Origin of the sequence: Arsenicicoccus bolidensis DSM 15745 (genome assembly GCF_000426385.1) — a bacterium.
In the GTDB taxonomy this organism is placed as follows: domain Bacteria; phylum Actinomycetota; class Actinomycetes; order Actinomycetales; family Dermatophilaceae; genus Arsenicicoccus; species Arsenicicoccus bolidensis.
Map to the genome: position 1 here is coordinate 85,124 of NZ_AUFG01000013.1, position 11,041 is coordinate 96,164.

Sequence of the window (11,041 nt, forward strand, 5' to 3'; positions counted from 1 at the left end):
ACCCGATCTGGGCTGGCCTGGTCCGGGCTGGCCGGGTCTGGGGTGACCCGGTCTGGGGTGACCCGGTCTGGGGTGACCCGGTCTGGGGTGACCCGGTCTGGAGTGACCCAGCGGGAGGCCGGTCAGCGGTCGAGGGCGCTCGCGGCCATCTCGGCGAGGTGCTCGATGGTCTCGATGCCGTGCTGCTGGCTGCTGACCTCGCAGCTCACGGCCGCGAGGAGCACCTCGTGGCCAGCGGCGGTCTGCGCGCGTCCGGCCGACGTGACCACCCAGCCGTCGGACCGGGGGAGCCAGCCGTTCTTGACCTGGGCCTCGTGCTGCGGGTTGGCGGCCGAGACACCCCAGTCCTGCCCGTCGGCGACCCGGCCCATCAGGCCCAGCGCGTAGTCCCGGCTCGCCTGGTCCAGCGGGCCGTCGTCGCGGACGAGGTTGCGCAGCAGGCGCACCTGGTCGGCGGCGGTGGTGGTGGTCAGACCCCAGCGGTAGGAGGTGCCCGGCTCGGTCTCGGTCATCCCGAACCTGCGGTTGGCCGCCCGCACGCCCTCGTGCTGCCCGATCCGTCCCCACAGCGTGGTGGTGGCGTTGTTGTCGCTGTTGATGATCATGGAGGACGTCAGCGCCCGGTCGGAGCTGCTGAGGGGCTTGCCCGCGTCCTGCCGCTGCAGCAGCAGGGTGAGCAGCACGTCGAGCTTGACCATGCTGGCCGTCTCGCACCGCTGCCCGGCGTTGTGCTGCACCTGCCGACCGTCGGTCAGGTCGACGGCGAACACACCGACGTGACCTTTGCGGCCCTTGAGGTAGGCCGCGGCGGCCGCGTCGAACCCGGCCTCGGTGACGCCGGCCGCCGGTGCGGGGGTGGACGCCGGCGCCGAGGTCGGGGCCGCCGAGCTCGTCGTGCCGGCCGCTGGCGGGGTGGTCGACGTCGCGCTGGTCGACGGCGAGACGGCGGTGGTCGGCGACCCGGCCGTCGTGGACGCGCTCGCGGGGCGCTCGTCGTCGGTCGGGGCGATGACGGTGTGGGTGACGGCGGGGGCCGTGACGGTCGTGGTCGCTGATGCGGCAGCGCCGGACCCGCCGCACCCGCTCAGCCCGGAGGCGGCGAGGCCGAGGGCCAGGACGAGGGGGGAGATTCGGTGCGGCACCCGCTCATTGTCGGTGAATCCGGGACCAGTCCCCTCATTGCGCCCGCGTGTCGGGGTGTCCGGGGTCAGTGGGCGTGCGCCCGCATCTGGGCGGCGGCGGGCGCCTCGGAGAGCAGCGCGTCCTCCGCGGTCACCGACGCCGGGAGGTAGGCGCAGGTGGGGTCCGAGGCCAACGGGTCACCGGTGACGGCATACGCGTGGGAGCGCGACCCGCCGCACACCTCGCGGAACTCGCACACCCCGCACTTGCCGACGAACTGCTCCGGCGTCCGCAGCGACCGCATGATCGGCGACTCGCGATAGATCTCGGGCAGCGGCGTCTCGCGGACGTTGCCGGCCCGGTGGGGGAGGAAGCCGGAGGGGTAGACCCAGCCCTGGTGGTCGATGAACACGAAGCCGCGGCCGGAGTTGACGTCGATCGGCGGACGGGCGGGCCGCTCGCGCACCTCGCGGTCGCCGAGCAGGACGGCCGTGGCCTCGGTGAGCTGGCGGTAGAGCTCGCCGCGCTCCTCGGCCGCCGAGCCGTCGTGCGCGGCCGTGAGCCGCTGCAGCACGACCCGGCGGTAGTGCGGCGCCTCGGTGGTCTTGATCGCGATGAAGCGGGACACGTCGACGAGCCAGTGCAGCACGTCCTCGACCTCGTCGGCCGTGAGGGTCTGCAGCTGCTGGCCGCGGCCCGTGGGGACGAGGAAGAACACGCTCCACAGCTTGGCACCGAGGTCGAGGACCGTGGTGAGCAGCCGCGGCAGCTCCAGCACGGTCGAGCGGGTGACGGTCGAGTTGATCTGCAGCCGGAAGCCCGCCTCGGTGACCAGCCGCGCCGAGTCCAGGGTGCGCTCGAAGGTCCCCTCGAAGCCGCGGAACGCGTCGTGCGTCGGGGCCTGCGCACCGTCGAGCGAGAGGGACACGGCCTTGCCGCCGGCGTCCCGCAGCTCGGCCAGCCGCTCGGTCGTCAGGTTGGGGGTGGCCGAGGGTGACAGGGCCATGGACAGGCCGAGGGAGGTGCCGTATGCCGTGAGCTCGGCCAGGTCAGGGCGCTCGAAGGGGTCGCCGCCGGTGAGCACGACGAGGGGGTGCGGCTTGGGGAAGGACGCGATCTGCTCGAGCAGGGCCTTGCCCTCGTCGAGGCTGAGCTCGAGGGGGTCCCGCCGGGTGATGGCGTCGGCGCGGCAGTGCAGGCACGCGAGCTGGCAGGCCCGGGTGACCTCCCAGATGGTGATGAACGGCTTGTCCGCGACGTCGTGCCGCTGGTGACGGACCGCCTTGGCGAGGTCGGGCGCGGCGCCGGGCGCCCCGGGGTGCCGCAGGTCGTGGCTCATCGCGTGGGCCTTTCGGTGAGGGTGGTGACGGCCTGCAGGGCGGAGGTGACGCAGCCGCTGATGCCGGCCCCGTCGTGGGAGGCGCCGGCGACGACGACGCCCGGCAGGTCGCGCTGCAGGGCCGCGCGGGCCGCGGTCAGCCGCTCCTGGTGACCGACGACGAGCTGGGGCGCGGTGTCGAGCCAGCGGTGCACCCGCGTCTCGACGGGCCGGGCGCCGAGCCCGGTGAGCTCGCCCAGGTCGGCCAGGAGCAGGTCGACCAGCTCGGCGTCGCTGTGGTCGTCGACGATGGTGGAGCCGTCGCGGCCGGCGGAGAGGCGCACGAGCGTGGTGTCGCCCCCGGCCAGCTGGGGCCACTTGGAGGACAGGAAGGTCGCGGCCTTGAGCCGGCGGCCGAGCCGGCTCGGGATCATGATGCCGGTGCCCTCGGCGATGGGGCGGCACCGCTGCGCCTCGGCGGCGGGCAGCGCCACGAGGACCGACGCCAGCGACGCGGAGCGGACCTGCGCCAGGGGCGCCGCGGCGTCGGGGGAGGCGCCGGCCAGGAGGCGGGACGCGACGGCGGCGTTGACCGCGAGCACGACGGCGTCGGCGTGGTGGTCCTCGCCGGAGACGGTGGTCACGGCATACGACCCCTGCTCGGTCCGGCGCAGGGAGGCGACGGGCGAGGAGAGGCGCACGTCGACGTCGACGCCATCCAGGAGGTGATCGGTGAGGGTGGACAGGCCCTGCGGCCAGGTCGCGAACATCGACGGCGCCACGCTCGGCCCGGCCTTGCGCGTGCGGACCGACAGGGTGAGGGAGCGGCCGTCGCGCGCGACCGCCGCGAGCATCGGCGAGGCTGCCCGCAGCGACAGCTGGTCGATGTCGCCGGAGTGCAGCCCGCCGAGCATCGGGTCGACGAAGGAGTCGGCGATCTCGTCGCCGAACCGCTCGCGGACGAAGCGCCCGACCGAGACGTCGCCCTCGACGCGGTGGCGGCGGGCCACGAGCGGCTCGAGGGCGGCGCGCGCGAGACCCTGCACCGAGACGATCCCGGAGCGGACCACGGGCATCAGCTGGGTGGGGCCGGTCGGGCCGACACCCTGGGGGAGGCGGCGCAGACCCTTGCGGGTGGCGAGCCAGGTGGCGCCGGGGTTGGACCGGATCATCGTGGCCTCGAGCCCCAGCTCGCGCACGAGGGCGGTCACCGCGGGGGACGCCAGGTGGACCGCCTCGGCGCCGAGCTCGCAGCGACGGCCGGCGAAGTCCACGGAGCGGACCTGCCCGCCGAGCCGGTCGCCGGCCTCGAGCACCGTCACCCGGGAGCCGGCCTGGGCGAGGCGCCGCGCCGCGAGGAGGCCGGTGACGCCACCGCCCACCACCAGGGCACGAGCGGGGACGCTGCCCGTGGGGGCGGTGCCCTCGGCGTCGTCGGTGGGGAGGGCGGTGCTGGCGTCGGGCATGAGCCCAACCCTAACGAGGGCCGCTCCGGGACGATGCAGCGGGGTGGTGTTTGTCCCGACATACGTCGTGTTTTTTCATCCCGGGGCAAGATGGACGTATGTCGTCGACCGAGACCGCGCCCACCGCGCCGCCCGTGACCCAGCTCCACGGGCACGCGCGCCGCTGGGCGCTCGCCGTGGCCGCCGCCGGACTCCTCGTGCTGGTCATCACCATCGCCTGGAACGTCTTCGCCCCCTGGGGTCAGCGGCTCGACACCCGCGCGTTCGGGTCGATCGCGATCACCGACACCTTCCGCTACCAGCACATCGGGACCGTCCTGGCCGCCGTCGAGGTGCGCACCCTCGCCGCGGCGTTCGCGATCTGCGTGGTGCTCGCGGTGTGGCGGCGCAGGTTCGACCTGGCGCTCGGGGCGCTCGTGGTGGTGGTGGGCGCCAACCTCACGGCCTACCTCACCCGCACCTACCTGATCCACCGCCCGGACTACGGCCTCGACCACCTCGGACCGGTCAACTCCGCGCCGAGCGGGCACGCCGTCGCGTCCTGCTCGATCGCGATCGCGATCGTCCTCGTGACGCCGATGACGATCCGCCTGTGGGTGACCTTCTTCGCCGCGCTGTGGGCGAGCTGGGCCGCCCTCGGCGTCGTGGTCGTCCGCATGAACCGGCCCGGCGACGTGATCGCCGCGATCGCCCTCGTCGCCCTCTGGACGGGCATCGGGGTCGGGGTCGCGGCGCTGGTCGCCGGTCGTCCCCAGCAGCGACGGATGCTGCGGGACTTCCGCACGCAGGTCCGTGGCCTCGGGTGGCAGCGGACCCGTGAGCCCCGGGTCTCCAACGCTCCCTACGGCCTGACGCTGCTGGTCCTGTCCGGCCTGTCGGCCGTCGTGGTGATGGGGGTGCTGCTCGTGTCGTGGGGCGTCGGCGTCCTGTCCAACCCGCTCGGGCTCGTCCTCGGCATCGGCTCGCTGCTGCTGATCGGCGGGCTCGTGGGCGGCCTCGTCGGGGCAACCTCGCGGGCCGTGGAGAAGTACCTGCGCTGAGGGTCCCGCGCCGCCGGCAGGCTCGCCCTGCTGCCGGGACGACCACTCCGCCCGTATGCCGCGCGCCCGGCCTCTCGCGAGGGACCGGGCGCGCGGCATACGGCGTCATCACTGTCGACGGGTCAGCGGGCCGGACCGTTCTTGGGCCGGACCGTGAGGGCCACGCTCGCCGGGTAGGTCTGGCGACCGGTCAGCGTCAGCGTGTGCGCGCCGACCGCCGTGCTGGTGGGCACGGTCCAGCGCAGCGTGCCGGCGCCGGTGGCGTCGACCGTGACCGTGCCGACGACGGCGCCGTCCAGGCGGACCGTGACGACGTCGCCGGGCTTCCAGCCGGCCAGGGTGAGCGTGAGCTTCTGGCCCGGCTTGCGGACGCTCTCGTCGACCGTGACCGTGCCGGGCTGGTAGAGGTGCAGCGCCGGGCGGACCCGGACGACCTGGGGGTCGTGGTCGGAGGTCTGCACCGCGAACTCGCTGTTGATGTGCGCGACCTGCAGCGAGGTCGAGCCCTTGAGGTTGGCCGAGACGAGGACGTGGTCCAGGGTCTGGCTGATCCCGTTGAACACGTAGGAGTAGCGCTCGTTCTCGGGAAGCGTCCACATCGTGTCGTGCAGCAGCGCGCCGTCCGCGGTCAGGACCTTCATCGGGGCCGAGAACTGGTAGTCGTTGAAGTCGCCGCCGAGGATGACGTTGGCCTGCGGGTCCACGGCCTTGACCTGCTCGACGAAGGCCCGCAACGACTGCGCCTGCTGCGTGCGCTGCACCTCCGAGGCGCGGTTGGGCGGCTGGAAGCGCCCGTCGGCCGAGTCGTCGCCACCCTTGGAGTTGAAGTGGTTGGCCACGACGATCACCTTGCGGCCGCGGTAGACGAACTCACCGGCCAGCGGCTTGCGGGAGGCGTTCCACGCCGGGTTGGTGGGGTCGACTCGGCCGGGGCTCGCCGACAGCGCGGGGGTGTCCTCCAGGCCGGGGGTCGTGTCCTTGGTGACCGTGGTCGCGCTGGTCGCGGTGCCGCCCGCGCGCTCGACGAATGTCACCCGCTCGGGGTTGTAGAGCAGGCCCACGCGGATGTTGCCGCCGGGCTGCCCGCCGTCGCGACCGTCCTCGGGGTCGATGACCGCGGCCTTGTATGCCGGACCGCCCGCCGCCCGGATCGCCGCGATGAGCTTGGCCTCGGTGGTGTCGGAGGAGGTGGTGCCGTCGTTGGTGGCACCGCTGTCGTCCTGGATCTCCTCGACCGTGATGACGTCGGGGGACCGCAGGTTGGTGACGACGGCCTGGCCGAGCGCGGCGTACTTGGCGTCGGGGTCGGTGGGCTTGAGGTTCTCGACGTTGAAGGTCGCGACGGTGAGCTGGTCGTCGGCGGCGGGGGCCACGACGGTGCGCTGCAGGCCGTTGTCGGTGTGGGTGCCGAGGCGGGTCGCGGCGATGGTGTAGCCGCCATACGTGGACCAGTCGACCGGGCCGGTGGTGGCGCCCTGCAGGGTGTCGCCCACGTTGGCCGCCGGGACCTTGCCGTCGACCGGCATGACGAGCATGCGGCCCGTGGGGGTGCGGTCGTAGTCCGCGATGTAGGTGCCGCCGCGCGGGGTGCGCAGCTCGTCCGGCTTGGTCTGGACGTAGATCTCGCCGTACTGCGGCTGACCGGGGCCGACGACGCGGGCGTCGCCGACGGTGACGAGCTCCCCCTCGTGGGACTCGTACCACTCGATGGCGGAGCGCCGGGGGTCCAGGGTGAGGTCCTCGACGTTGCCGGTCGGGGGCTTCGGGGCGTAGGTGTCGGGCATGTCCGCGGGCAGGGTGAGGGCCTGGGGGAGGGCGTTGCCGCTGGAGAGGACGTTGACGACCGGCTTGGTGATCTCGGTCATCGACAGGTTGGGGGTGGTGGCGACCGTCTCGCCGCTGGACAGGGGGTAGTAGTCGGTGACCTGCCCGCTGACGAGGACCGCGTCGCCCTCCTTGACGGTGATGGGCGCCGAGGCGGTGTAGACGAAGACGCCGGTGGAGGCGTTGGCCTTGGCCGGGTCCTTGGTGGGCTGCTGGATCCAGAAGCCCTTGGCGCGGCCCGCGGCGCGCACGCCCGTGACGATGCCGGGGACGTTGGTGACCGCCTGGCCCTTGAGCGGGGAGATGAAACCGGGGCCCTGGATGTCCTGGATGGTCGTGCTGCCCGGGGTCGGCGTGGGAGTCGGGGTGGGGGTGGGCGTGGGCGTCGGGTCGCTGGGGCCGGTGCCGACGGTGACCGCGGCCGGCGTGGGCGCGCCCGCGGTGTAGTCCTTGCTGTTGTCCCACCCGCTCGTCGGCGCGGGCAGGGCGCGGCTGATCGAGGTGGCGTTGGTGGTGGCCGGTGCGGCCGCCACGACGAAGTCCGTGGCCGTGCCCCAGCCGATGTAGTCCACCACGCCGGCGGCCGCGTCGCAGTCGGCGCCGCAGGCGAGCGCGGTGGACGAGCTGACGAGCGCGATGCGACCCGCGGTGCCGGACATCGCGATGGTGCCCTGCGCGTCGATGCGGGGCAGGGCGGGAGCGGCGGTGTTGGCGCCCGAGGCCTCCGCCACGACATACGTGGCCTTGGGGGCGATGGTGCCGGTCAGGGCCGTCCGCTGCCAGGAGGTGCCGGCGGCGGAGGCGTACTGCACGGACCAGCCGTCGAGCGAGACGGGCTGGTCGGAGGAGTTGTAGAGCTCGACGAAGTCGGTGCGGTAGGGGGCACCGGCGTTGCCGCCGCCCCCGAAGACCTCGGAGATCACGACGGGGCTGGCGGTGTCGACGGCGTTGGCGACGACGGGCACGGCGGCAGCTGTGGTCGCCAGCAGGGCGACGGCACTGAGGCGGCTCACGGCGCGCAGGTGGATGCGCATGATGGGGGCTCCTGGGCTGATGGGGGTGCGACGACGACGTCGCCGGGGAGTGCTCGAACGGTAACCCCGCGTCACGGCGCGGTGGGGGATGGGCACGTGTCCACCCGGTGACCGGCCGGTGAGCAGTCGGCGTCGCTCGACCGCGCGCGACGCCCCAGCAGCGGGGAGGTTCGGTGTCGCTATGACGGCACCAAACCTCCCCGGCGATGGGGGGGCCGGTGCGAGGGGCCTCACGCGCCGAAGGAGTCGGAGATCTCCCGCAGGCGGCGGTGCAGATCCGCCCAGTAGGCCGGGTCGGTGCTCATCAGGTTGTCGTTGTCGACGAGGTAGCCGGCCTCGCCGTCGATGGTCTCCCGCAGGATGTCGGCGTGCCCCGCGTGCCGGCTCACGTCGGTCGTGACGTGGCCCATGATCACGAGCAGCGTGACCTCGCGTCCGCCCTCGGCCCACCACGGCACGGAGCCCGGCGCGTCCAGCGGCAGCTCCCGGATCGTGGCGTCGGCGTGGGCCCGCACCCGGTCGTAGAACGCCAGCACCTCGGTGGCCGGGACGTCGCGGGGGACCCACATGTCGTCGTTGTCGGCATACGTCTCGTCCCAGGGGAGAGGCTCGGGCAGGGGCCGGCCGAAGGTCTCGCCGAAGTAGCCCGCCTCGACCCCCGACACGTGGCGCACGAGCCCGAGCAGATTGGTGCCGGTCGGCGTCATGGGACGGCGCAGGTCGCGCTCGCCGAGGCCGCGCAGCTTCATCAGCAGCGCGTCACGCTGCCGGTCGAGCTGGCGGTGCAGGCGGGACTTCGTGTCGTCGTGCCAGGTCTGGTCCATGGACCCACCCTGGCCGGGCCGGGGGCTGAGCGCCAGGGGGCAGGGACGTCGAGCGCCCACCGTGTCCACCTGGTTGCGCCGCCGCGCGGGGCCCGGCGCAGCCCTGACCGGCGCACCCGCGCGGGTAGGCTGACGCGGGTGTTGAGGACGACGGCCGCGATCGCGGCAGGCAAGCTCGCCCGGACCGCTTCCCGGCTGCGGGGTGGTGGCAGCGGCGGCTCGGCGCTCCCGGGCCTGGTGGCGGAGCGGATCGACCCGGCGTTCCTGCGGTCGACGCTCGGCGGGCTGCCGCGCGGGATCGTCGTGGTGAGCGGCACCAACGGCAAGACCACCACCACCAAGATGGTCGTCGCCCTGCTGCGCGCCCACGGCCTGCGGGTGCTGACCAACCCCACCGGGTCCAACTTCACCCGCGGTGTGATCTCCTCGATGCTCGCCGAGCTGCCGCTGACCGGCCGCGTCGACGCCGACATCGCCGTCCTGGAGCTCGACGAGGCCCACGCCCTGAAGTTCGCCGAGGTCGTGACCCCCACCCACGCGCTGCTGCTCAACGTCGCCCGCGACCAGCTCGACCGGTTCGCCGAGATCGACCACACCGCACGGCTGCTCATGCGCCTGGCCGAGCAGACGACCACGGGTGTCGTGCTCAACCGCGACGACTCGTTCATCTCCCGCATCGACGAGCACGTGCGTCCGGGTGCCGAGGTGCGGTGGTTCGGCGTCGACCCGTCCATCGCCGACCGCCTGCCGGAGCTGCAGGAGGCCGACGTCCGGTTCAGCGAGGCCGACGACGTGCCGGCGGCCGGGCCGTCCGACGGCCTGCTCAAGCCGGTCGACGACCACTCCTTCACCGTGGTCTTCGGCGACGGGCACGACGTCGGGCCGGTGACGCTGCGCCAGCGCGGCCTCGCGGCCATGATCAACGCGACCGCGGCGACCTCGCTCGTGCGGCTGCTGCTGGGGGCGGAGTTCCGGCATACGACCGCGTCCGAGGCCCTCGCCACGGTCACCCCGCCGTTCGGGAGGGGCGAGGTCGTCGACGTCGACGGCCAGCCGCTCGAGCTGGTGCTGGTCAAGAACCCCGCCGGGTTCACCGTCGCGCTCGGCACCTACGGCACGACCCCGGTCGCGTCCATGATCGCGATCAACGACAACTACGCCGACGGGCAGGACGTCTCCTGGCTGTATGACGTGAGCTTCGAGTCCCTCCGCGATCTCGGCGTCGCCGTCACGAGCGGCGTCCGCGCCTACGACATGGCGCTGCGGCTCAGGTATGACGACGTGCCCGTGGCCGCGGTCCAGCCCGAGCTCGAGACCGCTCTCGACCTTTTCCTCGCCGAGCACCGCGACGAGCCCAAGCGGATCTTCTGCACCTACACCGCGATGATGGCGCTGCGGCGGGTGCTCGCCCAGCGCTACGACCTGCCGGACTTCGGCGAGGAGGCGAAGGCCTGATGAGCGAGTTCGCGAGCGCCCGGACGCCTGGCACCAGCAAGGGCACGGTCACCCTCGTCCACCTCTACCCGCGCGAGATGAGCATCTACGGCGACCTCGGCAACACGCGGGCGCTCGCCTCCCGGCTGCGGTGGCACGGCTACGACGTCGAGGTGGTCGGGCACGCGCCCGGCGACCCCTGGCGCGACGATGTCCACCTCGTCATGGGCGGCGGGGGCCAGGACTCCGGCCAGGCGCGGGTCGAGTCCGACCTGGAGCGGATCGGCGGCCGGCTCGTGGAGCTGGCGGCCGACGGTTGCCCGATGCTCGCCATCTGCGGCATGTACCAGCTCTTCGGCAACGCCTTCATCACGGTCGAGGGCCAGCGGCTGCCCGGCCTCGGCATCCTCGACGTCACCACGACCGGCAACGCCAAGCGCATGATCGGCGGCATCGTCCTCGACACCGAGTTCGGCGAGGTCGTGGGCTTCGAGAACCACTCGGGCTCCACGGTGCTCGGGCCGGAGCAGCGGCCCTTTGGGCGCGTTCGCGCAGGTCAGGGCAACAACGGGCAGGACGGGACCGAGGGCGCGATCACCGGCCACGTCGTCGGGACCTACCTGCACGGCCCGATCCTGCCGGCCAACCCGGCTCTTGCGGACGCCCTGGTCGGGTGGGCGGTGGAGAGGGCGACCGGGCGGGCCTTCGAGCCCGAGCCGATCGACGACACGTATGCCGACCACGCCCGCACCCGCCAGGTCCGCCGACTCGTGGCGGCCACCCGCCGGCGCTGACCCCGGCTCGCTCGGGTGACCGGAAGTGACCTGTCAGGTCGGGTCGTGGCGCCTGTGGGCGGCTTGGGCGACCGGAAGTGACCTGTCAGGTCAGGTTGGGTCGCCTGGGGGTCGCCTTGGGGTGCTCAGGCAACCGGAAGTGACCTCCGGGCTCAGGTTGGGCCGCCCGGAGGCCTGGTTGCGGT

General features: G+C 73.3%; 8 protein-coding genes. 3 read left to right on the top strand and 5 right to left on the bottom strand.

The annotated features are described in order from the left end of the window. Positions 1–122: 122 nt before the first annotated feature. The 3 genes from K313_RS22335 to hemG all read right to left on the bottom strand — a co-directional run bounded on the left by K313_RS22335 (position 123) and on the right by hemG (position 3,906). Entirely contained in the window at positions 123–1,142 is a 1,020-nt protein-coding gene (locus K313_RS22335; protein WP_029211392.1) for a serine hydrolase, read from the bottom strand. 65 nt (positions 1,143–1,207) lie between these two features. Continuing rightward, positions 1,208–2,461 (bottom strand): TIGR04053 family radical SAM/SPASM domain-containing protein, encoded by a 1,254-nt coding sequence (locus tag K313_RS0109355; protein ID WP_029211393.1) that lies wholly within the window; start codon positions 2,459–2,461, stop codon positions 1,208–1,210. Then, on the bottom strand, positions 2,458–3,906 hold the full coding sequence (hemG, locus tag K313_RS0109360; RefSeq protein WP_084412647.1) for a protoporphyrinogen oxidase: 1,449 nt from the start codon (positions 3,904–3,906) through the stop codon (positions 2,458–2,460). Before hemG ends, K313_RS0109355 begins: the two co-directional genes overlap by 4 nt. A gap of 98 nt (positions 3,907–4,004) precedes the next feature. On the opposite strand from hemG, the gene K313_RS0109365 reads away from it, so the two are divergent. Further along, the gene (locus K313_RS0109365) at positions 4,005–4,946 is read left to right on the top strand and encodes a hypothetical protein (protein ID WP_019285547.1); all 942 of its coding nucleotides are present in this window, start codon (positions 4,005–4,007) and stop codon (positions 4,944–4,946) included. Positions 4,947–5,068: 122 nt separating this feature from the next. Here K313_RS0109365 and K313_RS0109370 read toward each other — a convergent pair whose 3' ends face one another. Continuing rightward, complete coding sequence (locus K313_RS0109370; RefSeq protein WP_029211395.1) at positions 5,069–7,804, bottom strand: lamin tail domain-containing protein; 2,736 nt, start codon at positions 7,802–7,804, stop codon at positions 5,069–5,071. Positions 7,805–8,034: 230 nt separating this feature from the next. Continuing rightward, entirely contained in the window at positions 8,035–8,628 is a 594-nt protein-coding gene (locus K313_RS0109375) for a DinB family protein (protein ID WP_029211396.1), read from the bottom strand. Positions 8,629–8,766: 138 nt separating this feature from the next. Between K313_RS0109375 and K313_RS0109380 the strand changes: the two genes are divergently transcribed. Further along, entirely contained in the window at positions 8,767–10,083 is a 1,317-nt protein-coding gene (locus K313_RS0109380; RefSeq protein ID WP_034252528.1) for a Mur ligase family protein, read from the top strand. Then, positions 10,083–10,856, top strand: a complete 774-nt coding sequence (locus K313_RS0109385; protein ID WP_029211398.1) for a type 1 glutamine amidotransferase — start codon at positions 10,083–10,085, stop codon at positions 10,854–10,856. The genes K313_RS0109380 and K313_RS0109385 overlap by 1 nt, the downstream gene beginning before the upstream one ends. Positions 10,857–11,041: the final 185 nt, after the last annotated feature.